We start from the raw sequence: 26,275 nt of genomic DNA on the forward strand, positions 1-26,275 counted from the left end.
CTAGCTCCTCTTCAGGGTGAGGTTGAGGGTTGCGCCGTGCCGTCCGGCGGTGTCGGCGGTGATCCGGATGCCGCCGCCGGCCGGTGCGGTGCTGACACCCGGGTCGGCGGAGGCCACGGTCAGCCCCCGCAGCGCCAGATCGAGCACGACGGAGGACCGCAGCTGGGTCGGGTCGGACAGGGAGACCGTCACCGTCTTGCCCTCGGGCCTGACCAGGACCGAGGCGGGACCGTCCGAGGTGAGTTCCTGCGCGGTCCCCGCCGCCCAGAAGTTCGCGGCGAGCAGTCCGTCCGCGCAGCGGCGTACCGCGTGCACGGCGGTGGAGTCCGCGACCAGTTTCACCGGCGGCGCTGAGGACCACTGCTCCGTGCGCTCGGCGGACGCCGCCGGGGCCTGGAGCCAGAAGTAGCCCGCCCCGTTCGGCGCGGTTCCGTGGTCCTGCCACAGCGTCAGATAGGGGCGGGTGACGGAGGTGTCCGTGCCGTACTTGAGGTTGATCTCACGCCAGGTCGCGGTCCGGTCCTCGCGCAGGCCGTGCAGCGTGACGGGCTCCGGGAAGACGTAGCCGCCGGTCCCGGCGACGTGCAGCCACCGCACCCCGTCCAGCCGCGCCGACCAGCCGGTGTCCGCGGGAGCGGCGTCGCCGTTGACGAGCAGCGCCGCCCGCGGGTCCCGCAGCTTCCGGTTCTCCACGACTGTCTCGGCCCTGCCGGCGTCGGCGGTGATGCCCGAGCCGACGCACGCGATGACGTCGTCCAGGCAGAACCAGCTCTTCAGGCCGTGCAGCGAACTGCCGAACGCCCGCAGTTCCATGCCGTACGCGCCGAGCGTCGTCCCCGGGAGCGCGGCGCCGCCGGCCCAGTCGGCGGTGCTGGTGGTGCGCTGCCCCGCGGCGTCGGCGGGCCGGCCCGCTATGACCGTGGTGCCGGGGAGCCGCGCCGGGTCGACCGTCGGCCAGTAGTCCTCGCTGTAGTGGCCGAGGTCGTCCGTGTAGAGGAGGACCATGCCGTCGGAGAGGTGCCAGGCGTGCAGGTTCTCGTTCTGGATCGACTCGTAGTTGTAGATCCGGGACGAGTACGCGGAGATGCCGAGCGCGAACGAGGGCCGGTGGTGGGCCGCCTTGTCCATCCTGGGGTGCTGCTTGTGGGTGACCAGTGGACCGCGCGCCGGAACCGGCGAGGCGATGACCTGTCGGGCGGCGACCAGCGAGGCGAGGTCGGTGACGGCGAGGAAGTCCCGGTAGGTGTCCGCGGCGATCCACTGCTTGACCAGGGCGGTGAACCGGTCGGCGGTCTCACCGGGGAAGCCCGGGATCAGCCGCACCACCGCCTCGATGACCGTCTGCGCCGAGACGTGGCTCTGCTTGCTCGGGCGGGCGATCTCGCGCCCGCACACCGACGCCATCACGTCGCCGCGTACCAGCAGCGGGTCGAAGCCCTCGTCGACCCAGCCGCGGACGTTGTCCAGGTCGGGATCGGTGACCGTCCACGTCGTACCGGCGAGAAGGTTCAGCAGCCGCGAGAAGCTGTTGAGCAGTTCCTTGCCGTAGCCGCCGTTGTACGGGTGCTTGTAGTGCTGGAGGAACGAGCCGTCGGAGTAGAAGCCCTCGCCCGTGCCCTCGGCCGCCGCGCTCGCGTCGTTGAAGGCGAGGACGCTGTTGGCGCCCGAACCCTCGACGTCCGAAAGAGCGTCACGGACGCGGACCAGGTCCTCGCCGCTGTCGCGGAGCACGGCGTTCACCGCGACGACGGTGGAGACCCACACCCGGTTGGCGCCGGTCGCGATCTGCCGGTCGGCCCGCCACAGGTTCGGGTCGGGCGTGTAGTGGCGGACGGCCGCGGTGATCCGGGCGAGCCGCTCGGCGCCGAGGGCGTCGTGGAGCAGCACCGTCGCGTCGTTGAGCGCGAGCGCTGAGCCGATCTCCCAGTCCCAGTCGTTGTCGAACCGGGTGTGGCCGGGGCCGTAGCGGTTGGTCAGCATCCAGTCGATGCCGGCCAGCAGCAGATCGCGCAACGCGGTGTCGCCGTAGTGCGGGGTACCGGGTACGGCCCACGCGGTCGCGACCGTGGCGAGCCGCTTGAACGACGTCGTGACGTGGTTGGAGAGCGTGGTGCTGGTCAGGTCCGGGAAGAGCCCGTCGGTACGGGAGGGGTCCAGGCCCTTGGCGGACGTCGTCGCGGCCTTGCCGATCCTGGCCACGGCGGCGGCGATCTGTGGGTCCGTCAGGTCGAGACCGGGGCCGCCGGTGAGCAGCGTGTGCCACCGGGTGCGAAGGGAGGCGGCGTCGTCGACCGGGTCCGCGGTGGCGGCCCACGCGCTGCCCGCCGGGAGTACGAGCGGCAGGGCGGCGGCCGCGCCGAGGGCCGCCGCGCCCGCCAGGACGGTGCGGCGGGAGGTGCCGCCGTTGGTGCCCCGGGTGGTGCCTGGGTTCATGGGTGCTGCCCTCACAGAAGGTGTCGGCGGTCGACGGCCGCGGCGAGCGCCGCATGGCCGGAAGGGTTGGGGTGGAGCCCGTCGCCGCTGTCGTACGCGGGCCGCAGCCGCTCCGGATGGTCCGGGTCGCGCAGCGCCGCGTCGAAGTCGGCCACGGCGTCGAAGACTTGGCCGGTGCGTACCGCCGCGTTGATCCGCAGCCGCACCGTCTCCAGCTCGGGCGTCCAGCGGGTCCAGCCCCCGAACGGGGCGATGGTCGCGCCGACCGCCCGCAGCCCTGTGTCACGGGCGCGCAGCACCAACTGCCGGTAACCGGCCAGGACGAGCGCGGGGTCGGTCTGGCTCGGCGGCTGCTGGAGGTCGTTGACGCCGAGGTGGACCAGGACGGTCCGCAGCCCGGGGAGGGAGCGCACATCGCGGTCGAAGCGGGACTGTCCGCCCGGACCGAACCGGGCGTCGTCCAGCAGCAGCCGGTTGCCGCTGATCCCGAGATCGGCGACCGCCGCACCGGGCAGCCGCCTGGCCAGCTGGTCGGGCCAGCGCAGATCGGAGTCGTCGGGCGTGCCGACGCCCTCCGCGATGGAGTCGCCGAGCACCGCGATCACAGGCCCGCGCGCGCCTGTCACCTCGACGCCCGTCAGCAGGTACACCGAAGTGGTGCGCTCCCCGTCGATGTCGTGGGAGGCATGGGTGTTGCGGTGGAAGGACAACGGCCCCGTGGGACCCGGCAGTTCGGTCCGGACCGTCAGCAGGGACGCCTCGGCGGCCCGCAGGCCCGCGACCGCGTCACCGGTCAGTGAGGCGCCCGCGGCGAGCCACGCCTGCCGCTGCCCGCCGAACGTCACGGGCCTGCCGCCCGCGGTCACCGGGCCGATCAGTACGGGCGCCGTTCCGAAGGCGTGCCCGTAGCGCAGCCGGACCTGTCCGCCGGCCGACAGCCGGACGTTCGCGGTGAACGTGCCGTCGGTCAGCCCGGCGCTCGCCACCGGATCCGCTTCGGTCGGCGCTGTCTGCGCGGTCGCCCAGGAGGTCGTCCAGCGGGGGCGGCGGGCACCGCCGCCCGGTCGGTCGGCGGCCTGGGCGCCGGGCGCCGCCACCGCGACGGCGGCCAGGCCGGCCGCTGCCGTCAGTACCCCGCGTCTCGCGGGCCCCTGCCCGCTCACTGCGGGCACGCACCGGTCGGGGAGTACTCGCTGCCGTAGGGGCCCACCGTGTCGCCGCCGGTGTTCCCGCTCATCGTGTTGGTGCAGACGGGGCCCTGCGGGGTGCGCATGAACTTGATGCCGCCGCCCGCGTTGCCCGTGATGGTGTTGCCGTAGACGCTGGTGGCGGTGCCGTCGGTCGCGGTGTCACCGCCGAGCCGGATGCCCGCGCCGACGTTGTGGTGAATGGTGTTGTAGCGGAAGATGTTGCCGCTGCCGCGTGCGTCGAGCCCGCCGGAACCGGAGTCCTTCTGACCGCTGCAGTCGTTGTACTCGACGTAGTTGTTGGTCGAGTTCTCCTTCACATCGACGCACTCGTTGCCCTGGGTGGCGATCGTGTTGTGGTGGATGCGGTTGTTCCGGCTGATGTCGGGGGCCGCGTCCGGGGCGCCGTTCGCGCCCTGCTGCTCGGGGGCCGTGCCGAGGTAGATGCCTTCGCCGTTCTTTCCGCCGCCGCCGAACTTGAAGTCCGCGACGCCGCAGTTGGTGATGGTGTTGCCGGCGATGTCGGCGCCGGTCACCAGATAGCGCACCCGCAGACATTCGTCCGCTGCGTTCTTCAGGGTCATATCGGTGATGCGCAGACCACCCACACCGTTGCCTGGAGTCGTGCTCATGACATATATGAGCTTGAGGCGGTAGCCCGACACATCGGTGGACGAGCCGTGCAGCCCGTCCACGGTGAAGCCGCTCAGCGTCGTCGAGTCGTGCCGCACCTGGATGATCCGGGCGTCGCCGGCACCCTTCACCACGGCGTTCGACGGACCCGTGACGGTGACTCCGGCGCGCTTGGTCACGACATCCTGCTTGTACGTGCCGGCGGCGAGGTTCACCACCGCGCCCGTCGGCGCCAGATCGACGGCCTGCTGGATCGTCGCGAACGGGGAACCTGCCGACGTACCGGAGTTGGTGTCGCTGCCGGACGGCGACACGTAGTAGGCGGTGGCGGCGGCCGCGGCCACCGAGGGCGGTGGGAAGAGGAGCGGTGCGCCGACGGCGAGCGCCGCGACGAGGGTGGTGCGCAGTGCGTGGCTCATGGGGTGTGCCTCCTGGGATCAGCGAAGGACAGAGCGAGCAGTACGGGGATGCTCGGGCCGAGAAGCAGTGGCCCCAGCGGAACGACGAGAGAGAGCAGTACGGCGGAGACCACCGCACCGAGCAGGGCCGTGCCCCGGGCGGCCGAGCCGAAGCCGAGCGCCAGAGCGCCGCGGGTCCAGCCGCGCACGCCGCCGCCGGGCGCCCGGCCGGGCTCGGCCGCGAGCGCCACATGGTGGATGACCAGGGCGGCCGCGATGCCGACCTGGGCGGCGAGCAGCACGAACGTCCACGGCTCCGAACGTCCCAGCAGATAAGCGATGTTGGCGGTCAGGACGGCCGCCGCCGCCGTGGAAGCAAGCCCGTGCCGCCACAGGGCGCGCCAGTACCGAGGGAAGGACGTGAACGTGTTGGCGAAGCAACCGCTGTCGCCCTCGGCCCGCCACCGCTGGAGACCGTGCGCCATCGCGGCGAGCGCGGGCAGCCAGGTGACCACGCCCAGCGACAGCACGACGAACGCGGCACCGGCGGCGGCAGGGTAGGCCACGAACTCCAGCCGTCGCAGCAGCGTGGGCCGGCTGGACGAGAGAGCTGCCCGCATGATCAGCCGACCTTTCCTGTGTACGGTTCCGGCACATCGAGGAGCACCGCGCCGTCCAGTTCGAGCCGGGTGGCCGCCACCACGTAGGGGGCGCCGCCCGAGGTGAGCAGTACGGCCGCGGCGTCGGCGCGGACGCAGTCGGTACGGATCCGCCGGGCGACGGGGGAGAGCAGCACGCTCTCCGTACCGAAGGTCACTCCCCGGCCCGGCGCACACGGGACCTCCAGGGCGTCCGTCCCCGTGTCCGGGACGATCGCCGTGAGGAACAGCCCGTCCGTGGACCGGGCGGTCGTCGAACGCAGCGTGTGCAGGGTCCGGGTGAGACTCAGTTCCGGCGTGCTGGACGTCGGATTGGCCACCACCTCGGTGACCTCGCAGACGACCCGGCCGTCGGCGGGCGCGAACTGCCGCACCCGTGCCGAGGCCGCCCCGGACCGGATCAGCCGACTGCCGTCGGGCAGCGCCTCGGTGGGCCGGTCGGTCTGGAGCAGGAACGTCCACTCACGTGGCGTCTCCGCCTCGGCGAGGTCCAGCAGCACCAGTTGCCCCGACGGGGTGAACACCAGCGTCCGGTCCAGCCGCCGCACCCCGAGCGCCGGGTCATACATCGCGGCGATCTCCGCCGTGGCGTGCGCCCATCCGCAGTCGGGGGAGACGAGCACATCGCGCTGCCGGGCCTGCCGCTCGTACGGGATGTCGCGGTACACGTGGTACCGGTCCTCGTCCGCGTACCCCTGCCCGTCCACCAGCAGCAGATTGTGATGGGCGGCCCGCTTGCGATTGCTGTAGCCCTCGTCCACCGCGAGGAACGCACCCTGCGAGACCAGTACGAAGGAGCCCGAATCGGGGTGGTGGTGCCCCTGGTTCAGGGTCTCCCAGCCCCGCTCCACGCGGTGCTTCTCGGCGGTCTCCCAGGCCCGGTGGCCACCACCGGGGCTGGCCTTGAACGAGACCAGGGTGGCGTCGTCGTCCCAGCCCGTGCGTGCGGCGAGCAGCCCGAGGTCCGGGAAGAACGCCCGTGTCTCGGTGGGCCGGGCCGCCGGTACGGACGGGTCGTACCAGAGGTATTCGAGGTAGGCCTCCGGCAGGATCCCCGGCCGTACCCCGCTCTCGGCCGCCTCCTGCCACAGCAGATCGCCCGACGCCAGATCACCCATCCACTGGGCCTCCGGGATTCCGTACCGGGCGCCGAGGCGGTAGTAGAGACCGGCGCTGTGGCCGCTGCGCCGGTCGTGGCAGTCACCGTGGTCGACGTTGAACGCGAAACCGGGCGCCGTCTGGTGCAGCCGGTAGCGGAAGGTGTGGGACATGAATCCGCCACGGTCCCACCAGTCGATGCCCTCGGCCTCCTGGAGGAGGTCCAGGTGGACGGCGAGGAAGGGCACGCCGTAGCGCCAGTACACGACCCCCTCCGCGTGCGAGCCGTCCTGCGGCATCAGATCGAGGACGGTCCCGAGATTGTCCCTGGCGCGCTCGGTCCACTCCTCCTTGCCCAGGACGTACCCCGCCGTCGCCAGACCCGCGTAACAGATCCAGTTGTGGTTCTGCCAGTACGACGACGACCACCAGCGGCCCTCGCTCGCCACCGCGAACTCGTACATCCGCCGCCCCTGGAGCAGCAGCTTGTAACGCAGCAGCGCCCGTACCCCGTCCGGCAGGTCGTCGCCGATCCACTTGAGGGCGAGGGCCAGGTGGTGCAGCAGCCAGCCGGCGTCCAGGTCGTGGTCCGGCATGTGCGCCCTGCCCCAGTGGGGCAGCCGCACCGCGGCCTCGATCCAGCGCCGGCTCTCCGCCAGATGCGCCGGATCGCCGCCGACCCGGTAGGCCAGCGCCGGGTTGGACGCGGCGGGGCCCAGCCAGGTGATGCTGGCCGTGGGGTGCGTGCGGGGCGGAGTGAGCCCGCGGCGGCGGGCGGCCTCCTCGAACAGCCGCACCTCCTGCGCGGGCCGCGGTCCGGGCGGCGGGGTCGCCGAGAGCAACAAGGGTCAGTCCTCCGATCGGAACCGTGCGGTACGGCCGTCGGCGAGCCGGACCGTCAGCCCGTCGTCCTCCAGCCGTACGTCCGTGACGGCGGGCCCGGCCGACGCGGCCTGGTACACCGAGGCGAAGGTGACCCGGTCGGTGACGGCGGTGAAGTCGACCCGGGTCCGCGCCCGCTGGGGGTCGTCGGCCGGGCCGGGACCAGGCGTGCTCACCGGGCGCACCGGTACCCCGGCACGGTGTGTGTGCCAGCCGTGCAGGGTCTCGTCGCCGTACCAGGTGGTGCGCACCGGGCCCGTGCTCTGCACCTGGACATCCAGTGCGGTGCCGGGGCGTAGCTGCGCGGTGATGCGCCGGGACTCCTCGGCGTCCACGGTCAGCAGGTCCACCAGGTAGCCTTCGCCCGCCACGATCCGCCGGACCGCGCGCACCCCCTCGTACGCGGTGCTCACCCCGGCGGTCACGGAGTGGCCGTCCGAGCCGAGCAGCGCTCCTGTGCACTCGGCCTGTTCCGCGTCGTCCACCCGGAACGCCGGATGCGCCTCGGTCGACGCGTACAGATCACGGAACTCGGCGTGGGCGTAGGGGACCTGACCCGGATCGGGCTGCCACGGAGTCGTATCGCCGTAGAGATAGAGCGACAGCTTGTCCCGGTGACCGTGCGAACCGCCGTGCGGACCGAAGTCCAGCACCGCGTGGATGCCCGCGACGCGCAGCACCGCGTAACCCGCAGCGGTGAACACCGTGAGCGCACCGGGCGCCGGGCGGGCCGGCAGCGCCGGTCCGGCGAACCAGCCGCCCAGCTCCCGGTCGAGCCCGTCGTCCGCGGCGCCCAGCTCGGCACGGGCCCGCCCGGCCACCGCTTCCAGCGCGGCGGACGGTACCAACTGCTGTGCCAGTGCCACCAGTTCGAGCCACTCCAGAGCCAGCGGGCCGCGCAGATAGGGGCCGTCGTGCAACGCGGGCAGAATGCCGCCCGGGGTCGCGATCGTCGCCAGCACGTCCGTCATCCCGGCCAGCACACCCACCACATCGGCCGGAACAGCCGCCGGATCACTGCCCCGCAGCGCCAGCAGCGCCGCCCGCAGTACGAACCCGTGGTAGTAGGTGCTGCCCTCCCACTCCCAGCCGTCCTCGGCGACCGCGACCCGCAGATGCGCGTAGAGGCCGTGTTCGCCCTCCAGCCACTCCTCGGCGCCGTCCCACTCCTGCCCGCGCGCCGCGGCTGCGCCGCGACCGGCGGCCACCCCCGCGGCATTGAGCCACGCGGTGTAGTTCGAGGCCAGCTGGCCCTTCCCGGTCAGCACGTCCCGGGCGTCCAGGGCCGCCCGCTCCAGCGCGTCGAGGAGCGGCAGCACCCCGGCCAGGTCGTCCGTGCCGTGCTCGGCGAGGGTGATGACGGCGTGGCCGATGTTCACCGCCCAGATCGCGTCCGTCAGCGCCTGGTGGAAGAGCCGGCCACGCAGCATCCAGCCCTGCGCCTCGCCGTGCTGCGCGGTGGCCAGTTCCTCGTACAGACCCGCGTACTCGACGAGCCGCGCCACCACCTCGGCGCGTTCGCCGCGATGGGCCAGCACCCGCAGGTGCCGCGCCCACGCCTGGTGCGACAGCACCAGCCAGGCGCCGCGCACCGCCTCGTTGTCGACCCGGCAGCCGTACGCACAGCGCGCGCCGCCCTCGGGGAACACCCCGGCGAGCACGTCGCCGTGATCCAGCTCGATCCCGTGAGCCGGGCACACGTACGCGTGCCACCAGCCGCCGCGCTCCCGGGCTATCCGCCTCAACGCGGCCACACGCCACCGTCGATGTCCACCGTGGTGGCGGTCAGGAAGCCGGACGCGGGCGACGCGAGGTGGACGACGGCCGAGGCGACGTCCTGCGGAGTGCCGGCCCGGCCCACCGGGATGCCCGCCTCCATCGCCTGCTGCGCCTCGGGCGCGGTGAACGTGTCGTGGAAGGCGGTGCCCTTGATGAAGCCGGGCGCCACGGCGTTGACCGTGATACCGCTGCCGCCCAGCTCCTTGGCGAGGCCCTTGGTGAATCCCACGACTCCGGCCTTGGCCGCCGCGTAGGCGACCGAGCCGGGGCCGCCGCCGTTGTGCGCGGCCAGCGAGGACATGGTGATGATGCGCCCGGCCGACGACTTGACCAGATGCGGCAGGGCGGCCCGCACGGTGCGGAACGTCGAGGTCAGATTGGTCGAGATGACCTGGTCGAAGTGATCGTCCGACATCTCGGCGATCTTCGCCCGGCCGATCAGATGGCCCGCGTTGCAGACCAGGACATCCAGACCGCCGAGGAATCCGGCCGCTTCCTCGACGAAGCGGTCCACCTCGCCCGTCACCGTCACATCGGCCTGGAACGCCTTGGCCCGCCTGCCCAGCGCCTCGATCTCGGAGACCGTCTTCGCGGCCTCGTCGGCGGAGGAGTGGTAGTGGACGGCGACATCGGCACCGGCCTCGGCAAGGGCGACGGCGATGGCACGGCCGATGCCGTGGCCCGCTCCGGTCACCAGTGCGCGGGAACCTTGGAGATCAGCAGACATGGGGGGGAACCCTTTCGATAACCGGTCGCTGAGGACCGGGACCGGTCACTTGAGACCGGCGGTTGCGAAGCCCTGCACGAAATAGCGCTGGCCGATGAGGAAGAGAACGACCATGGGCAGGGTGGCGAGCGTGGTGCCGGCCATCAGGAAGTGCCACTGGGTGCCGTTCTCGGTCTTGAAGACGGAGAGCCCGACCTGGATCACCCGGAGGTTGTCCGAGTGGGTCACCAGCAGCGGCCAGAGGAAGTTGTTCCACGAGGACTCGAAGGTCAGCAGGGCCACCGTGATGAACGCCGGCTTGACCTGCGGGGACATGATCCTGGAGTAGATCCGGAACTCTCCGAGACCGTCGAGCCGGGCCGCCTCCTCCAGTTCCACCGGAAGGTCCAGGTAGAACTGCCGGAAGAGGAAGACCGCGAACGGGGTGACCGCGCCGGGCACGATGAGCGCCCACCAGGAGTCCAGCCAGCCGCTGCCGCCCTGGCCGAAGAGGTCGTTCCCGCCGGCCAGCGGCATGAAGCGGACGATCAGGAACTCCGGCAGCACCTTCGTGTACGTCGGGATCATCAGCGCCGCGATGAACAGGTAGAAGATGACGTCGCTGCCCCGGAACCTGATCCGGGCCAGTGCGTACCCCGCCATCGACGCCACCAGGACGTTGATGAGGGTGTGGCTGAACGCGATGATGAAACTGTTGCGGGCGTACGTGGCGAAGGGCGCGGCCTTCAGCGCGTCGGCGTAGTTGCCGAACTCCCAGTGCTCCGGCAGCAGTCCGGCGTCCTGCGACGCGATCTCCACCGGTGTCTTGAGGGAGGTCAGCACCATCCAGATGAACGGCACCATCATCAGCAGCGAGACGACGCAGAGCGTCAGGAAGAGCGCGATCCGGCCGGCGGAGCGGCGCCTGCCCTTCGCGGCGGGCCGGGGTGGACGCAGGGCCCCGGTCTTGTGCAGCTCAGCTGTGGCCACGGGTGCCTCCCATGATCCGCCGGTTGACCAGGGTGAAGCCCATCAGCAGGACGAACAGCACCAGGGACTGGGCGCTGGCGTAGCCGACGCGGAACTCCCGGAAGGCGGACTTGTAGATCTCATACGTCATCATCGTGGTGCTGTTGGCGGGTCCGCCGTCGGTAAGGATGTAGATCTGGTCGAACGACTGGAACGCGTTGATCATCGAGGTGATGAGCACGAAGAACGTCGCGGGCTTCAGCAGCGGCAGCGTGATCGAGAAGAACTGCCGCACCTTCGAGGCGCCGTCCACCGAGGCCGCTTCGTACAGTTCCTTCGGCAGGGACTGCAACGCGGCCAGATAGATCAGCATCTTCATGCCGATGCCCTGCCAGATGCCGACCAGGATCACTGACGGCATGGCCCATGAGGTCGAGGCGAGCCAGGCCGGACCATTGACGCCGAGGAACGACAGCAGGGTGTTGAACAGCCCGTTGCCCGGGTTGTAGATCCACAGCCAGACCAGGGCGATGGCCACCGTCGCGGTGACCTGCGGCAGGAAGATCGCGGTGCGGAAGATGCCCCGCGCCTTCAGACCCGTGTGCAGGGCGAGCGCCGTCAACAGCCCCAGCATCATGCCGAACGGCACGGTGAAGAAGGTGTAGATGATCGTGTTGACGATGGACTTGCGGAAGACCGCGTCGCCCATCATGTCCTGGAAGTTGTCGAACCCCACGAACTGCGGCGGCGTCAGCACGTCGTACTTCGTGAAGGCCAGAACGACCGAGGCGAGGACCGGCAGCCCGATCCAGAGGGAGGCGTGCAGCAGGGCGGGTGCCACCATGAGCATGCCGGCACGTTGCCTGCGACGCCCGGGACCCGTCGGGGTCCTGCGGGACCGCCGCGTCTCCGGTGCGCTGGCCTCAGGCGGGGAAGGAAGGCCCTTGGGCCGTGCCTTCAGTACGGATACAGCTCCCACGGTGACGCCTCACATCCGGCCGATGGCGGCCTCGGCGAGACGGCCGAGTTCCGCGATGGCGTCCTTCGCGGACTGACCGCCCACGATCGCGGGCTCCAGCGTCGGCTTGATCTTCTCGCGGATCTCCATCCACGCGGCGGTGCCGCCCTCCGAACGCGCGGCGCTCAGGTTCTGCAGCGAGAGCTCGACGAACTTGTTCTCCCTCACATAGCCGCTGTCGTTGAGGTCCTTGAGCCCCGGCACGGAACCGCGCTGCTTGGCCGCGCCCAGGATCGACTCCGGGGTCGCGAGGTACTCGACCAGCGCACGGGCCGCCGCGGGGTGCTTGGACTTCGCCGACTGGGTGACCAGGGTGCCGCCCTGGAGCATCGCCGGCCGGCGGTTGGCCAGGATGAAGCAGCCGAGTGTGTCGTCCTTCAGCAGCTCCGGGTTCTGCTCGCGGACCTGCTCCCACAGGGCGCTGGTCGTCATCATCATCGACGCCTTGCCCGTCTGGACGTTCGACGGGGCGCCGGCAGCCGTCTTCTTCGTGTAGTCGGCGGAGCCGTCCCTCGACAGGTCCTTGAAGAACTGCAGCGCCTCGACGCCCCGGTTGTCGGTGAACAACACCTTCTTGCCGTCCTCGCTGAACAGCTGACCGCCGTTGGCGAAGAGGAAGGTCTCCCAACACTGGCGCAATTCTATGGAGAACGGGTCGAAACCGAGCCGTCCGTCCTTCGTCAGCTGCTTGGCCACGGCCCGCAGTTCCGCCCAGTTGGCCGGTGTCTTCTTGATCCCGGCCTCGGCGAAGTGGTCCTTGCGGTAGACGACGATGCGGGTGTCGAGGACCACCGGCAGCGCGTACAGCTTGCCGTCGTAGCGGGACGGTTCCAGGACCCGCTTCTCGTAGTCGTGCGCGGCGGCGAGCTTCTCGGGCAGTTCGGCGATCGCCTTCTTGGCCGCGAACGGCGGGATCCAGCCGACGCCCATCATCAGCACATCGGGCAGCAGGCCGCCCGCGAGACCCGTGGTGATCTTCTCGTTGAGCTGCGCATACGTGGTGTAGTCCACGTTCACCTTGACGTCCGGATACTTCTCCCGGAAGCCGCCGAGGATCTGCTTCTCCAACAGCGTCTTGCCGTCGGCGCCTTCGTAGATCGGGGTGAGCAGCGTGATCTCGCCCTCGGCGGGACCGTCGGCGGAGCCGGCCGCCGAGGAGCCGGTACTGCCGCAGCCGGAGAGTGCGGCCGCGGCGGTACCGGCGCCGATGGCGGCGAGCAGTGACCGTCGTTTGAGTTCCATGGGCACCCCTTTTGAGGTGGAGGCAGTGGATCGATCCAGCGATGGCAACCCAGACATGGCTGAGAAGCGCTGGTAAATCGATGCACTGAGACTAAGAACGCGCCAAGAGGTGCGTCAACAGCTGATGCACAACAATTTTCAGGGAAGTTAACGGGTGTACCGGTGAAGAGGGTTCAGTAAATCGGTACACTAGTCTGGCTGAACGCGTTCCCAACCGGAGGTGGCATGAGCGGGGTTACGATCCATCAGGTCGCGGAGGCCGCGGGTGTATCCGCGAGCACCGTGTCGAACGTCCTCAACGGGCGTACGGACCGCATGCAGGCGGCCACCCTGGCCCGCGTGGAGCGGGTGATCGAGCAGCTCAGCTACCGGCCCAACCGCGCGGCGCGCATGCTGCGCACCGGCCGGATCAAGGTCATCGGCCTGATCGTGCCGTCGGTCGCCAACCCGTTCTGGGGCGCGCTCGCCCGGGAGTTGGAGGCCATCGCGCTCGCCGAGGGCTACCACGTACTGCTCTGCAACAGTGAGCGCGACCCGGCCCGCGAGCTCAAGTACGGCGAGGAGCTGCTGGCCGACGGGGTGAGCGGAGTGGTGCTCTGTTCATCGCTGCCCTCGCTCGACCATGTGGCGCCGCTGCTCGGCCGCGGTCTGAAGATGGTCGCCTTCGACCGCACCGCCCAGGCCGGCGACCCGCCTTCGCTGGCCTCCATCAGCGTCGACAACGCGATGGGGGCCGAGCTCGCCACTCGTCACCTGCTGGAACTGGGCCACCGCAGACTGGCGTTCGTCTCGGGGTCGGTCAACAGCGTCAACCGCCGCGAGCGGCTGCGCGGCTTCCGGGCAGCCCTGGAGTCGGCCGGCCTCGACCCGGCCGACGCCATCGTCTGGCCCGGCGCCGACACCACCGAATTCGGCGACAAGGACGCCGCCGAGCTGGGGCGCAACGCCGCCCGCGAGCTCCTTGGCGGTCCGCGCCCGCCCACCGCGTTCGTCGCCATCAACGACATGTGCGCGATCGGGATCTGCCGGGGCGCGAAGGACGTCGGCCGCCACGCCGGGCACGACGTCTCCGTGGTCGGGTTCGACGACATCCTGCTCGCCGACCTCTTCGAGCCACCGCTCACCACGGTCCGCCAGCCGCTGCCGGAGATGGCCGCCGAGACGTTCCAGCAGCTGCGCGCCCGCATCGACTCGGCCCCGGTCGCGGGGCGTTCGCTCCTGATCAGGCCGAGGCTGGTGGTACGGGCGTCGACCGCGCCCGCACCTGCCGAGGCGACCGTGCCGGCGAGCCGTGCGCGCATCGGTGAACCGGCGGCCCCGACGGCGGTGCGCGGGTGAGCGGACACGAACGAGGGCACCGCCACTGAGGCGGTGCCCTCGCGCCCGGGACCGGGCGGGCGTCCGGGACGCGGCCACCGAGCGCCCGCCGGGCCCCGGACGCCCCGATCAGGAGGCGGTGCAGGCGCCGATGGAGGGCGCCGAGGTGTTGCCGTTCGTCATGACGGTGAACCCGAAGGACACCGAGGCCCCGGCGGCCAGATTCCCGTTGCCGTTGGGCCTCATGGTCATCACGTTGCCACTGCTGTCCCAGGACGGGGAGCCGTTCCAGGTGGCGGAGACCTTCTGCGGAGACGTCACCGTGACCGGAACCGTCCAGCCGCTGATCGCGGAACTCCCCGCCTTCACCGTCACCTGCCCGTTGAACCGGTCGCCCCAGGTGTCCGTTTTGACATACGTCGCGGTGCAGGTGGCACCACCGCTGCCGCCGTCGCCGCCTCCACCGCCGCCGGAACCGCCCAGCGCCGTCAGTACCGCGGTGTACGCCGGCTTCTTGCCGTAGTTGCCGTCGAACAGCAGCGGAGTGCCGCTGCTGCGCCACGAGTACTTGTCGGTGACGCCCCAGACGGTCATCCCCGCGCAGCGCGACACGGCCAGGCAGGCGTTCACGACCTTGGTGTAACTGGCGGCCTGCGCCGAACCCGAGCCCTCGATGTCCAGTTCCGTGATCTGGACATCGACGCCGAGATCGGCGAAGCGCTGCAGATTGGCCTGGTAGTCGCCCGGAACGGGCGAGTTGCTGTTGAAGTGGGACTGGAATCCGACGCAGTCGATGGGTACGCCGCGCTGCTTGAAGTCCTTCACCATGGCGTAGACCGCGTTGCTCTTCGCGTTCTGCCCGTCGGTGTTGTAGTCGTTGTAGCAGAGCTTGGCGCCGGAGTCGGCGGCGCGGGCGGTGCGGAAGGCCTCCTCGATGAAGCCGCTGCCGAGCTTGTCCTGGAAGGGTGAGCTGCGCCGCGCCCCGCTGCTGCCGTCCTGGTACGCCTCGTTGACGACGTCCCAGGCGTAGATCTTGCCCTTGTAGTGGTCCATCACCTTGGTGATGTGGTTGTTCATCGCCGAGCGCAGATCGTCGGCGCCGAGCCCGCCGACCCAGCCGGGCAACTGGGAGTGCCACACCAGGGTGTGGCCGCGGACCTTCATGCCCTTGCCCTGTGCGTGGCTGACGATCTGGTCCGCGGGCCCGAAGCCGAACGAGTTGCGGGTGCCTTCGACGGCGTCCCACTTCATCTCGTTCTCGGGCGTCACCATGTTGAACTCGGTGTCCAGCGTCGAGGCGTACGCGGACTCGCCCAGGTGGCCCGCGGCGACAGCGGTGCCGAAGTACCGGCCCTTGGCGGCGGCCGACGCGCCGAGCGTGGTCGCGGCGTCGGCGGTGCCCGCCAGGGACAGGACCCCGGCTGCGGTGAGAAGTCCCGCCGTGGCGAGGGTGAATGCCCTTCGTGCCCGGGATCGCGCCGAGGGGTGTGCGGGGTCTCCACCGGGTGGGGAATTGACGATCACTTTCCAACACCTTCTTCCGATTGATCGGGTGGCGCAGGGAGTGAGGGAGAGTATGCGCGCGCCGGAAAGGCTCGTCAACGCCGCATTTCCGAAATATTTCGAGAAGATGAACCGGCTGGAAGTCTCGCTGAGCCGAGCTGACCTGCACGTATGTGCGCTCTTTGGTCCCGTGGCCGGCTGGATTGAGGGACGGATGCGTACATTCGCATCTGAGAGTTACGAAAGTACGTCGAAATCTCGCTCGGTCGAAGGGGTGGATGTCGATCGCAATTGCAGAACGTGTTCATGGCGTCCGCGATCGACCTGGGAGTTTCCCCTTCGTGTTATCGCTGTGAGTAATTTGCGGCCCGAAACCTGAGTGATCCCTTATCGAAATATTTCGAGGTGAAAATTCTTCTCGACTAGGGCCCGGGAGAGTGCAGGGACGCGCGGAGAAGCCGCCGCCGACGGGCTTCGGCGGCCGGAAGGAGCGGATCGCGCACTGAGGTCCTCGGGGCGCAAAGGGGTGACGCTGCGCCAGGGGCAAGGGGGCCCGGATCGTCCGCAGACGGCAGCCGCCGGAAGGAAGCGAGTTCGGCTGCTCCGGGCCGGTCGTTCAACCGCGCTTCGGCGGGGGCGACTTGCGAAGACGCCCCCGGACCCGGGGTTCGGTCAGCGGGTTCCCTGGGGGCGGGCGCCGTAGCGGAGTCCGTCGACGAGCAGCTCGACCATCCGTTGCGTATGGCGTTCCCCGTCGTCATGGGCGGGCATGGCCAGGTTGCCCGTGGCGCGCAGCAGGTCGTCCGGGCTCACGTCGGAGCGGATCTCGCCGGCTCGCGCCGCGGCGTCCAGGAGTGCGCCGAGGGCGGGCACGAAGCGCTGCTGGAAGTACCCGGGCAGGGTGTCGTAGGCCCGGTCGCCCGAGTGGAGGGCGGTACTGAGCCCGCGTTTCGTGCCGATGAAGACCGCGAAGCGCTGGAGCCACTTGGCGAGCGCCTCCGCCGGCTCGTACCGAGCCGCGAGGGGTTCCGCTGCGTCGGCGCAGGCGTCGACCTCGTTGCGGAAGACCGCGGCGATGAGGTCGGAGCGTTGCGGGAAGTGCCGGTAGAGGGTGCCGGCGCCCACGCCCGCCCTGGTGGTGATCTGGCGTACGGGCGCGTCCACCCCCGAGGTGGCGAAGACTTCTGCGGCCGCCGTGAGCAGAGCCTCGGTGCTGCGCTGCGCGTCGGCGCGCACGCGCTTACGGGGCTGCGCCCCAGTGGTGCCGGCGCCGGCCTCCTGGTCGGTGTCCTCGTGCACGACGCCCCCTTGCTAAGCGGAACACTGTTCCGTATCGTCTGAGTGGAACAGTGTTCCGTTTGTGTCAGCGTAGCGCGTGGACGCGTTGCGCCGGGCGCCGATCGAGGCAAAAGGTGATTCATGAAATACCGCACACTGGGCCGAACCGGCATCAAGGTCAGCCCCTACTGCCTGGGCGCGATGATGTTCGGCGCCGCGGGCAACCGCGATCACGACGACTCCGTCCGGATCATCCACAAGGCGCTCGACGCGGGGATCAACTTCGTCGACACCGCCGACGCCTACTCACGTGGTGAGTCCGAGGAGATCGTCGGAAAGGCACTCAAGGGCCGCCGGGACCAGGTGGTGCTTGCCACCAAGGCCCACCTCCCGATGGGCGACGACCCCAACCAGCAGGGCAATTCGCGGCGTTGGCTGGTCCGTGCGCTGGACGACTCGCTGCGCAGGCTCGGGACCGACCACGTCGATCTGTTCCAGGTCCACCGGCCCGCACCGGACACCGACGTGGAGGAGACCCTCTCCGCCCTCACGGACCTGGTGCGCGCGGGGAAGGTCCGGGCCATCGGCGCCTCCACCTTTCCCGCCTCGGACATCGTCGAGGCGCAGTGGGTCGCCGAGCGGCGCGGCCTGGAGCGGTTCCGCACCGAGCAGCCGCCGTACTCGGTCCTCAACCGGGGGATCGAGCGCGAGGTGCTGCCCGTCTGCGAGCGTTACGGCATGGGCACCATGGTCTGGAGCCCGCTCGCACAGGGCCTGCTCACCGGCCGCTTCCGCAAGGGCCGGCCCACCGACAGCGTCCGGGCGGGCCGCGGCCTCAGGCACCTGAGCGACGAGCGCCGGCTCGACACGGTCGAACAGCTCATCCCTGTCGCCCAGGACGCCGGGATGTCGCTGACCCACCTGGCGATGGCCTTCGCGATCGCCCACCCCGGCGTCACCTCGGCGATCATCGGACCGCGCACCATGGAGCACCTCGACGACCTCCTCGCGGGTGCGGGGGCCGCGCTGAGCGACGAGGTCCTCGACCGGATCGACGCCATCGTGCCGCCCGGCACCGATGTCGGGATGCTCGACATGGCCTACGACCCGCCCGCTGTCGGGCAGGACGGACTGCGCCGCCGCCTGCCCGACGAGCGCTCCGCCGCCTGATCCGGTCCGTCCTCGGCCGCCGGAGTACGGCCCGCGGCCGCCCGGGAACGCCCCGCGATCCGTCCGCGGTCAATCCGCGGTCCGTCCTCGGGCCGGGCCGCCGCCGACCCGCATCGGTGTACGCCGGTCGGTGTCAGTTCGCCGAGGCGGACCATCCGTTGGCCTCGATGCGGCGGGCGTCGCCCGGTCTGCCCTCGTCGAAGACCGTGCGGCCGCCGTCCTCGACCCGTATGGCGTCGACGTAGACCCCGCGGCCGACGTACAACTGGTCCGTGGCGTACCGCCACCGCAGTCGCACCTCGGTGCCCTGCCAGGCCGACAGGTCCGCGTCCATCCGGTGCCAGACCCGCCCCGACCAGCCGGAGACGGACCCGGCCGGATGGGGTTCGGGCTGCGGATGCTGGTTCTGCGACGCCGGGACGGTGGTGAAGGGCACCGGCCTCCAACTGGCCCCGGCGTCCGCAGAACCCTCCAGGAGAAGGAAGTCGGAGTCCGGTTCCGTGTCCCACCACAGGGCGCAGCGCAGCCGGGCCCGCGGCGACGCGACAGTCAGCGGCGGGAGTGCCAGCGTGGCCGAGGACGCACTGGCCAGACCGGAGAACCATGCCGTGCGGCCCCGGACGGGCGGGACCGCGACGGCGCGCGCCAGTTGGTTGGCGGTGGCGACACGCGGTGCGCTGCCGGAGCGCCAGTTGCGCACCGGGTGCACCGAGTTGCCCAGCACGATCAGGAACGAATCCGTCGTCGGGTCCAGGACCAGGCTGGTGCCGGTGAATCCGGTGTGGCCCGCCGTGCGCGGGGTGGCCATCGCCCCCATGTACCAGTGCTGGTAGAGCTCGAAGCCCAGGCCGTGCGCGTCACCGGGGAACGCCGTGTTGAAGTCGGTGAACAGCAGGTCCACCGAGTGGGCGGAGAGGATCCTCGCGCGCCCGTAGACCCCGCCGTTGAGCAGGGTGCGGGCGAGGATCGCCAGGTCCCAGGCGCACGAGAAGACACCGGCGTGACCGGCGACGCCGTCGAGGCTGTACGCGTTCTCGTCGTGCACCTCGCCCCAGACCAGCCCGCGGTCCAGGCCGGACCACGGCGGTCGCGCGTCCTCGGTCGCGGCGATCTTCGGCTTCCAGGAGGCCGGCGGGTTGTAGCAGGTGCGTTGCATCCCGAGCGGAGCGGTGATCTGCTCGCGGAGCAGTACATCCTCGGTGTGGCCGGTGATCTTCTCCAGTACCAGCTGGAGCGAGATCAGATTGAGGTCGGAGTAGAGGTACGCCGTGCCGGGCGTGCTCGCCGGCACCTCGTTCCAGATCAGTGCCAGCTTCCCCTCCCTGGTGGGCGCCGTGTAGAGCGGGATCCAGGCACGGAAGCCCGAGGTGTGGGTGAGCAGCTGACGGATCGTGATGTTCTGCTTGCCACCACCGGCGAAGTCGGGGAGGTACGAGGCGACGGTCGCCTCCAGCTCCAGCCTGCCGCGCTCGATCTGCTGCACGGCCAGGATAGAGGTGAACAGCTTCGACACCGACGCCAGATCGAAGACCGTGTCCTCGGCCATGGGGATCTGCTGCTCCGGCGGGAACTCCACACCGGTGTCCGTCTTGTCGTCGTACGCCGCATAGCGCACCGCCTTGCCGATCGGCCGGTGCAGTGCGACCGTTCCGCCCCGCCCGGCGAGCAGCACCGCACCCGCGTACCAAGGATGCTTGGGGGAGTCGGCGAGATATCTCTCGGCCTCGGTGACCAACCGGTCCAGGGGTTCCTGAAGCAGCCCGGCGCGGGCGGCGGACCCGCGCCGCAGCGTCGGCCGGTTCTGCCCGGACGGCGACCCCGCCGCGGTTTCTGCGCGCATACGAGATGACCCCGCCCCCGACTCAGTGGCAGACGCCCGCTCCGCGAACGGAATCGGCGCCAGGGCGAGTGCTCCGCCCAGGGCCAGCATCCCACCGCCCAGCTTCCGCCGGCTGATGCCCCCGCCCGCCGTGTCCTCGGTCATCCGGAACCCCTTCCCGCTGCGTGAAAGTAACTTTCGAAATCTCTTTCGGCCTTGAAACTTCCTGCCGGAGCAGAGGGTACTGGCACCCCCGGTCACCCTGGAGGCCCCCGGAGTCACAAAGAATCTGACACTGCATCAGAAAAGCTCTTCCTTCGGCTGTCCGACTGCGGCATCCTGCCGCCCATGGAGACGGAGCTGAGCAAGAAACTGGGGATCGAGCACGCCATCTTCGGCTTCACGCCGTTCCCCGCGGTGGCCGCGGCCATCACCCGGGCCGGCGGATTCGGCGTGCTCGGAGCGGTCCGCTACACCGCCCCCGACGACCTCGCACGTGACCTCGACTGGATGCAGGAGCACACCGACGGCAAGCCTTACGGCCTCGATGTCGTCATGCCCGCGAAGAAGGTGGAGGGCGTGAGCGAGGCCGATGTCGAGGCGATGATCCCGGCCGGGCACCGGCAGTTCGTCCAGGAGACCCTCGCCAAGCACGGCGTCCCCGAACTCGCCGAGGGCGAGGCCTCCGGCTGGCGCATCACCGGCTGGATGGAGGAAGTCGCCCGCAACCAGCTCGATGTCGCGTTCGGCTACCCCGTCAAGCTCCTCGCCAACGCGCTCGGCTCACCGCCCGCCGACGTCATCGCCCGCGCCCACGACCACGACGTGCTCGTCGCCGCCCTCGCCGGCAGCGCCCGGCACGCCCGGCGCCACGCGGACGCGGGCATCGACGTCGTCGTCGCCCAGGGCTACGAAGCGGGCGGCCACACCGGGGAGATCGCCTCCATGGTGCTGGTCCCGGACGTCGTCGACGCCGTCGGCCCGCTCCCCGTCCTCGCCGCGGGCGGCATCGGCAGCGGCGAACAGGTCGCCGCCGGGCTCGCCCTCGGCGCCCAGGGCGTCTGGCTCGGCTCCCTCTGGCTCACCACCGAGGAGGCCGATATGCACTCCCGCGCCCTGACCGCCAAACTCCTCGCCGCGGGCTCCGGCGACACCGTCCGTTCCCGCGCCCTCACCGGTAAACCCGCGCGCCAGTTGCGTACCGAATGGACCGACGCCTGGGACGACCCGGCGGGCCCCGGCACGCTGCCCATGCCGCTCCAGGGGCTCCTGGTCGCCGAGGCCGTCTCCCGTATCCAGAAGTACGAGACGGGAGCCCTGCTCGGCACCCCCGTCGGCCAGATCGTCGGCCGGATGAACACCGAGCGCAGCGTGCAGGCCGTCTTCGACGACCTGACCCGGGGCTTCGAACGTGCCGTGGACCGGATCAACCGTATCGCCGGACGGAGCACCACATGAACCAGCCGCCCAACGGCTTCTGGGCCCAGGCCACCGCCGACCCCGACCGTACGGTCCTGATCGCGCCCGACGGCGAGAAGTGGACGGCCGGACGGCTGCACGCCGACGCCAACCGGATGGTCCACGGACTGCGCGCGGCCGGGCTGGAGGAGGGCGACGCCTTCGCCGTCGTCCTGCCCAACGGGGTCGAGTTCCTCACCGCCTACCTCGCCGCCTCGCAGGCCGGGTTCTACCTCGTCCCCGTCAACCACCACCTCGTCGGCCCCGAGATCGCCTGGATCGTCTCCGACTCCGGCGCCAAGGTGCTCATTGCCCACGAACGCTTCACGGCCGCCGCGACGGCCGCCGCCGACGAGGCGAAACTGCCGGCCGGCCACCGCTACGGCGTCGGCGCGGTCGAAGGCTTCCGACCGTACGGCGAACTGCTGGAGAACCGGCCGGTCTCACCGCCCGAGGGGCGCACCCTCGGCTGGGTCATGAACTACACCTCAGGCACCACCGGCCGGCCGCGCGGCATCCGGCGCCCGCTGCCCGGGAAGCTTCCCGAGGAGACCTACCTCGGCGGCTTCCTCGGCATCTTCGGCATCAAACCGTTCGACGGCAACGTCCACCTGGTCTGCTCACCGCTCTACCACACCGCGGTCCTCCAGTTCGCGGGAGCCGCCCTGCACATCGGCCACCCGCTGGTCCTGATGGACAAGTGGTCGCCCGAGGAGATGCTGCGGGCGATGGACACCCACCGCTGCACCCACACGCACATGGTCCCCACCCAGTTCCACCGCCTCCTCGCCCTCCCCGACGAGGTGAAGCAGGCGTACGACGTGACGGCGATGCGCCATGCCATCCACGGGGCGGCCCCCTGCCCCGACCACGTCAAACGGGCCATGATCGACTGGTGGGGCCAGTGCGTCGAGGAGTACTACGCGGCCAGCGAGGGCGGCGGTGCCTTCGCCACCGCCGAGGACTGGCTGAGGAAACCGGGCACCGTCGGCCGGGCCTGGCCGATCAGCGAACTCGCGGTGTTCGACGACGGGGGCAACCGCCTCGCGCCCGGCGAGCTCGGCACCGTCTACATGAAGATGAGCACCGGCGGGTTCAGCTACCACAAGGACGAGGGCAAGACGAGGAAGAACCGCATCGGGGACTTCTTCACGGTGGGCGACCTCGGCATCCTCGACGAGGACGGCTATCTCTTCCTTCGCGACCGCAAGATCGACATGATCATCTCGGGCGGGGTCAACATCTACCCCGCCGAGATCGAGAGCGCCCTCCTCACCCACCCCGCGGTCGCCGACGCCGCGGTCTTCGGCATTCCGCACGCAGACTGGGGCGAAGAGGTCAGAGCGGTCGTCGAAGCGGCCGAGGGGCAGCAGCCGGGTGACGCGCTCGCCGCCGACATCCTCGCCCACTGCGCCGAGCGGCTCGCCGGGTACAAACGCCCCAAGACCCTCGGCTTCATCACGACGATGCCCCGCGACCCCAACGGCAAGCTGTACAAACGACGGTTGCGCGAGCCCTACTGGGAGGGACACGCCTGACACCTCACGGGCCCCGTCCACCGAGCGGGCCCCGGCCACCTCTGGCAGCGTATGGCTCATGAACACGAGCGCGACGATCCGGTCGCTGGCGACCCAGTGGACCGTGGTCGTGCCGCTCCTCGCAGCCGTCGCGCTGGTCCTCAGCTGGGGGCGCGAGCCCGCCCCGTTCGCCGTCGCCGTGATCGCGCTCTGCCTCGCGGGCGCCGTCCTGGCCGCCGTGCACCACGCGGAGGTGATCGCCCACCGGGTCGGTGAACCGTTCGGATCGCTCGTTCTGGCCGTCGCCGTGACCGTCATCGAGGTGGCGCTCATCGTGACCCTGATGGTGGACGGCGGTCCCAAGACGTCCGCGCTCGCCCGCGACACCGTCTTCGCCGCGGTGATGATCACCTGCAACGGCATCGTCGGACTGTCCCTGCTGGTGGGGGCGGTCCGCACCCGGGTGGCCGTCTTCAACGCCGAGGGCTCCGGGGCGGCCCTGGCGACCGTCGCCACGCTGGCCACCCTCAGCCTGGTACTGCCCACCTTCACCATCGGCAAGCCGGGTCCCGAGTTCTCCTCCGCCCAGCTCGCCTTCGCCGCCGTCTCCTCCCTCCTCCTGTACGGCCTCTTCGTCGCCGTACAGACCGTCAGACACCGTGAGTACTTCCTCCCGCTCACCCAGGAGGGCAGGCTCAAGCCGGACGAGCACCACGCAGCGCTGCCCGGCAGGGGTGCCACCGTTCTGAGCCTCACCATGCTGCTGGTGGCACTGATCGCGGTCGTCGGCGACGCGAAGGCCGTCTCCCCGGCCATCGAGTCCGGGGTGCAGGCCGCAGGAATGCCACAGGCCGTCGTCGGCGTCGTCATCGCCCTGCTGGTGCTGCTCCCGGAGACACTGGCCGCCGTCCGGGCCGCGCGCCGTGAGCGCGTCCAGACCAGTCTCAACCTCGCACTCGGCTCGGCGATGGCCAGCATCGGCCTGACCATCCCGGCCATCGCACTCGCCTCGATCTGGCTGTCCGGACCGCTCCATCTCGGACTGGGCGCCACCCATATGGTGCTGCTCGGGCTGACGGTGGTGGTGGGCGCACTGACCGTCGTACCGGGACGGGCCACCCTGCTCCAGGGCGGCGTCCACCTCTCGATCTTCGCCGCGTTCGTCTTCCTCGCGATCAGCCCCTGACCGCTCCGGCCCGCCCGCCGTACCGCTCTCGACATCCCGGCCGGCATCCAGGCCCTTGACCACCGGGCTCCGTCCGCACAGGATCTCGCCATGACAGGTGTACGCAGCAGCACAGTCGACGGCGTCGTGACCCGCAGCGCACGGCGCACCCCCGAGCGCACCGCCCTGCGGTACGCCGACCGGACCTGGACCTACCGCGGGCTCGACGAGGCGGTCGACAGCGCGGCCGCCGTCCTCATGGACGGCCACGGGCTGCGCCCGGGGGACCGGGTGGCCTCCTACGCCCACAACTCCGACGCGTATCTGATCGGCTTTCTCGCCTGCGCCCGCGCCGGACTGGTCCACGTGCCGGTCAACCAGAACCTCACGGGCGAGGACCTGACGTACATATTGAGCCAGTCCGGCAGCTCCCTGATCCTCACCGACCCGGACCTTGCCGGCCGCGTCCCGGACGGATACGCCGTACGGGCGCTGCGCGACGCCCCGGACTCCCTGCTGGCCGAACTGGCCACGCCGCGCGCCTTCACGCCCGCCCACGAACCGGGTGCCGACGACCTGGCCCAGCTGCTGTACACCTCGGGAACCACCGCGCTCCCCAAGGGCGCGATGATGACGCACGGCGCCCTCGTCCACGAGTACGTCAGCGCCGTCACCGCCCTCGACCTGCGCGCCGGTGACCGGCCCGTCCACGCCCTGCCGCTCTACCACTCCGCGCAGATGCATGTGTTCCTGCTGCCCTACCTCGCGGTCGGGGCCGAGAACACGGTCCTTGACTCCCCGGACGCGGGCCGGATCTTCGACCTCGTCGAGTCCGGACAGGCCGACAGCCTCTTCGCCCCGCCCACCGTCTGGATCGGCCTCGCCAACCACCCGGACTTCGCGCGGCGCGACCTCGGCGGACTGCGCAAGGCGTACTACGGCGCGTCGATCATGCCCGTACCCGTACTGGAACGACTGCGCGACCGGCTGCCAGGACTGGCCTTCTACAACTGCTTCGGCCAGAGCGAGATCGGCCCGCTCGCCACCGTCCTCGGACCCGACGAGCACGAGGGCCGGATGGACTCCTGTGGCCGGCCCGTCCTCTTCGTCGAGGCCAAGGTCATCGACGAGAACGGCAAGGACGTCCCCGACGGCACGGCCGGCGAAGTGGTGTACCGCTCACCCCAGCTGTGCAGCGGCTACTGGGACAAGCCGCAGGAGAGCGCCGAGGCGTTCCGCGACGGCTGGTTCCACTCCGGCGACCTCGCGGTACGCGACCCGGAGGGCTACTTCACGGTCGTCGACCGGGTGAAGGACGTCATCAACTCCGGCGGCGTCCTCGTCGCCTCCCGCCAGGTCGAGGACGCCCTCTACACCCACCCCGCGGTCGCCGAGGCGGCCGTCGTCGGACTGCCCGACGAGCGCTGGATCGAGGCCGTCACCGCCGTCGTCGTGCTGCGCGAGGAGGCGACCGAGGCCGAACTGATCGGCCACGCCCGCGAGAGCCTCGCCCACTTCAAGGCCCCGAAGAAGATCCTTTTCGTGGACGAGCTCCCGCGCAACGCCAGCGGAAAGATCCTGAAGCGGGAGCTGCGCGACCGCTTCGCCTAGGGACACGAAGGCGGGTGGGCCCCGCGGGTCACCAGGCGCCGTGGTGGATCAGGCCGAGCGTCAGGGCGGCCACCGCGGTGGCGAGGAACACGATCCCGCCCACGATGTTGCGGGAGCCCACCCGCAGATGGGCGATGATCGCGCCGATGAAGTACAGGATGAGGCCGGCCGCGGCGAGGGTTCCCAGGAGCGGCACGGCCGGCCCGGCAAGCAGCCCCACGGTGCCTGCCGCCAGCAGCATCCCCAGCACCGGTACCCACTTGCGGGGCAGGCCCTTCATGTCCGCCTGGGTCTTGGGGTATTCGTGGCCGATCAGGTAGGTGACGGCGGCGGCGCCGTTGAAGACCGCGCCGAGGATGGTGACCGTGACGTAGGCGGTGAACACGATTTCTCCGTTCCGTGGGGAAGGGTGCCGGCGGGCACTCCCAAGTGG

At 70.6% G+C, this 26,275-nt stretch carries 20 protein-coding genes; 6 read left to right on the forward strand and 14 right to left on the reverse strand.

The window, feature by feature from the left end; genetic code table 11:
• The 10 genes from FHX80_RS31275 to FHX80_RS31320 form a co-directional block, all read right to left on the reverse strand.
• Positions 1–2,433 carry a polysaccharide lyase 8 family protein gene (locus tag FHX80_RS31275; RefSeq protein WP_145767859.1) on the reverse strand — a complete coding sequence of 811 codons (2,433 nt, stop codon included), beginning with the start codon at positions 2,431–2,433 and terminating at the stop codon, positions 1–3.
• 11 nt (positions 2,434–2,444) lie between these two features.
• Positions 2,445–3,596, reverse strand: a complete 1,152-nt coding sequence (locus FHX80_RS31280) for a GDSL-type esterase/lipase family protein (RefSeq protein WP_145768138.1) — start codon at positions 3,594–3,596, stop codon at positions 2,445–2,447.
• Entirely contained in the window at positions 3,593–4,672 is a 1,080-nt protein-coding gene (locus tag FHX80_RS31285) for a DUF1565 domain-containing protein (RefSeq protein WP_145767860.1), read from the reverse strand. The genes FHX80_RS31280 and FHX80_RS31285 overlap by 4 nt, the downstream gene beginning before the upstream one ends.
• Positions 4,669–5,271: a YesL family protein gene (locus tag FHX80_RS31290; RefSeq protein WP_145767861.1), complete on the reverse strand. Its 603-nt coding sequence runs from the start codon at positions 5,269–5,271 to the stop codon at positions 4,669–4,671. Before FHX80_RS31290 ends, FHX80_RS31285 begins: the two co-directional genes overlap by 4 nt.
• A 2-nt stretch (positions 5,272–5,273) precedes the next feature.
• Complete coding sequence (locus FHX80_RS31295) at positions 5,274–7,253, reverse strand: hypothetical protein (RefSeq protein WP_145767862.1); 1,980 nt, start codon at positions 7,251–7,253, stop codon at positions 5,274–5,276.
• A 3-nt stretch (positions 7,254–7,256) separates the two neighbouring features.
• Positions 7,257–9,044, reverse strand: a complete 1,788-nt coding sequence (locus tag FHX80_RS31300) for a heparinase II/III domain-containing protein (RefSeq protein ID WP_244318702.1) — start codon at positions 9,042–9,044, stop codon at positions 7,257–7,259.
• A complete protein-coding gene (locus FHX80_RS31305) occupies positions 9,032–9,796 on the reverse strand; it encodes an SDR family NAD(P)-dependent oxidoreductase (RefSeq protein WP_145767863.1) in 765 nt (254 codons plus the stop codon). Before FHX80_RS31305 ends, FHX80_RS31300 begins: the two co-directional genes overlap by 13 nt.
• A 45-nt stretch (positions 9,797–9,841) precedes the next feature.
• Entirely contained in the window at positions 9,842–10,765 is a 924-nt protein-coding gene (locus tag FHX80_RS31310; RefSeq protein ID WP_244318704.1) for a carbohydrate ABC transporter permease, read from the reverse strand.
• Positions 10,752–11,594, reverse strand: a complete 843-nt coding sequence (locus tag FHX80_RS31315) for a carbohydrate ABC transporter permease (protein WP_145767864.1) — start codon at positions 11,592–11,594, stop codon at positions 10,752–10,754. Before FHX80_RS31315 ends, FHX80_RS31310 begins: the two co-directional genes overlap by 14 nt.
• A 138-nt stretch (positions 11,595–11,732) precedes the next feature.
• Positions 11,733–13,004, reverse strand: coding sequence for an ABC transporter substrate-binding protein (locus FHX80_RS31320; protein WP_145767865.1), 1,272 nt, complete (start codon positions 13,002–13,004; stop codon positions 11,733–11,735).
• A 225-nt stretch (positions 13,005–13,229) separates the two neighbouring features.
• On the opposite strand from FHX80_RS31320, the gene FHX80_RS31325 reads away from it, so the two are divergent.
• On the forward strand, positions 13,230–14,342 hold the full coding sequence (locus tag FHX80_RS31325) for a LacI family DNA-binding transcriptional regulator (RefSeq protein ID WP_145767866.1): 1,113 nt from the start codon (positions 13,230–13,232) through the stop codon (positions 14,340–14,342).
• A 108-nt stretch (positions 14,343–14,450) separates the two neighbouring features.
• Here the strand turns inward: FHX80_RS31325 and FHX80_RS31330 are convergent, their stop codons facing one another.
• The gene (locus FHX80_RS31330; RefSeq protein ID WP_145768141.1) at positions 14,451–15,842 is read right to left on the reverse strand and encodes a glycoside hydrolase family 10 protein; all 1,392 of its coding nucleotides are present in this window, start codon (positions 15,840–15,842) and stop codon (positions 14,451–14,453) included.
• 654 nt (positions 15,843–16,496) lie between these two features.
• The gene (locus tag FHX80_RS31335) at positions 16,497–17,123 is read right to left on the reverse strand and encodes a TetR/AcrR family transcriptional regulator (RefSeq protein WP_244318706.1); all 627 of its coding nucleotides are present in this window, start codon (positions 17,121–17,123) and stop codon (positions 16,497–16,499) included.
• 120 nt (positions 17,124–17,243) lie between these two features.
• On the opposite strand from FHX80_RS31335, the gene FHX80_RS31340 reads away from it, so the two are divergent.
• Positions 17,244–18,272 carry an aldo/keto reductase gene (locus FHX80_RS31340; RefSeq protein ID WP_145767867.1) on the forward strand — a complete coding sequence of 343 codons (1,029 nt, stop codon included), beginning with the start codon at positions 17,244–17,246 and terminating at the stop codon, positions 18,270–18,272.
• A gap of 133 nt (positions 18,273–18,405) precedes the next feature.
• On the opposite strand, the gene FHX80_RS31345 is transcribed toward FHX80_RS31340, so the two are convergent.
• Complete coding sequence (locus tag FHX80_RS31345) at positions 18,406–20,256, reverse strand: serine hydrolase domain-containing protein (RefSeq protein ID WP_145767868.1); 1,851 nt, start codon at positions 20,254–20,256, stop codon at positions 18,406–18,408.
• A 183-nt stretch (positions 20,257–20,439) separates the two neighbouring features.
• Between FHX80_RS31345 and FHX80_RS31350 the strand changes: the two genes are divergently transcribed.
• From FHX80_RS31350 to FHX80_RS31365, 4 genes are all read left to right on the forward strand, one after another.
• Positions 20,440–21,549 (forward strand): NAD(P)H-dependent flavin oxidoreductase, encoded by a 1,110-nt coding sequence (locus tag FHX80_RS31350; protein WP_145767869.1) that lies wholly within the window; start codon positions 20,440–20,442, stop codon positions 21,547–21,549.
• Complete coding sequence (locus FHX80_RS31355; RefSeq protein WP_145767870.1) at positions 21,546–23,087, forward strand: acyl-CoA synthetase; 1,542 nt, start codon at positions 21,546–21,548, stop codon at positions 23,085–23,087. Before FHX80_RS31350 ends, FHX80_RS31355 begins: the two co-directional genes overlap by 4 nt.
• 58 nt (positions 23,088–23,145) lie before the next feature.
• A complete protein-coding gene (locus FHX80_RS31360; RefSeq protein ID WP_145767871.1) occupies positions 23,146–24,252 on the forward strand; it encodes a calcium:cation antiporter in 1,107 nt (368 codons plus the stop codon).
• 90 nt (positions 24,253–24,342) lie between these two features.
• On the forward strand, positions 24,343–25,842 hold the full coding sequence (locus FHX80_RS31365) for an acyl-CoA synthetase (RefSeq protein WP_145767872.1): 1,500 nt from the start codon (positions 24,343–24,345) through the stop codon (positions 25,840–25,842).
• A gap of 28 nt (positions 25,843–25,870) precedes the next feature.
• Here FHX80_RS31365 and FHX80_RS31370 read toward each other — a convergent pair whose 3' ends face one another.
• A complete protein-coding gene (locus FHX80_RS31370) occupies positions 25,871–26,227 on the reverse strand; it encodes a DoxX family protein (protein WP_145767873.1) in 357 nt (118 codons plus the stop codon).
• Between the last annotated feature and the right edge of the window lie 48 nt (positions 26,228–26,275).

This window comes from Streptomyces brevispora (assembly GCF_007829885.1).
Lineage (GTDB): Bacteria > Actinomycetota > Actinomycetes > Streptomycetales > Streptomycetaceae > Streptomyces > Streptomyces brevispora.

Excerpts from the sequence above, each read along its gene's own strand:
- FHX80_RS31275 (WP_145767859.1), bottom strand. The coding sequence starts at position 2,433 with ATGAACCCAGGCACCACCCGGGGCACCAACGGCGGCACCTCCCGCCGC.
- FHX80_RS31285 (WP_145767860.1), bottom strand. The coding sequence starts at position 4,672 with ATGAGCCACGCACTGCGCACCACCCTCGTCGCGGCGCTCGCCGTCGGC.
- FHX80_RS31290 (WP_145767861.1), bottom strand. The coding sequence starts at position 5,271 with ATGCGGGCAGCTCTCTCGTCCAGCCGGCCCACGCTGCTGCGACGGCTG.
- FHX80_RS31305 (WP_145767863.1), bottom strand. The coding sequence starts at position 9,796 with ATGTCTGCTGATCTCCAAGGTTCCCGCGCACTGGTGACCGGAGCGGGC.
- FHX80_RS31315 (WP_145767864.1), bottom strand. The coding sequence starts at position 11,594 with ATGCTCATGGTGGCACCCGCCCTGCTGCACGCCTCCCTCTGGATCGGG.
- FHX80_RS31320 (WP_145767865.1), bottom strand. The coding sequence starts at position 13,004 with ATGGAACTCAAACGACGGTCACTGCTCGCCGCCATCGGCGCCGGTACC.
- FHX80_RS31325 (WP_145767866.1), top strand. The coding sequence starts at position 13,230 with ATGAGCGGGGTTACGATCCATCAGGTCGCGGAGGCCGCGGGTGTATCC.
- FHX80_RS31340 (WP_145767867.1), top strand. The coding sequence starts at position 17,244 with ATGAAATACCGCACACTGGGCCGAACCGGCATCAAGGTCAGCCCCTAC.
- FHX80_RS31345 (WP_145767868.1), bottom strand. The coding sequence starts at position 20,256 with ATGACCGAGGACACGGCGGGCGGGGGCATCAGCCGGCGGAAGCTGGGC.
- FHX80_RS31350 (WP_145767869.1), top strand. The coding sequence starts at position 20,440 with ATGGAGACGGAGCTGAGCAAGAAACTGGGGATCGAGCACGCCATCTTC.
- FHX80_RS31355 (WP_145767870.1), top strand. The coding sequence starts at position 21,546 with ATGAACCAGCCGCCCAACGGCTTCTGGGCCCAGGCCACCGCCGACCCC.
- FHX80_RS31360 (WP_145767871.1), top strand. The coding sequence starts at position 23,146 with ATGAACACGAGCGCGACGATCCGGTCGCTGGCGACCCAGTGGACCGTG.
- FHX80_RS31365 (WP_145767872.1), top strand. The coding sequence starts at position 24,343 with ATGACAGGTGTACGCAGCAGCACAGTCGACGGCGTCGTGACCCGCAGC.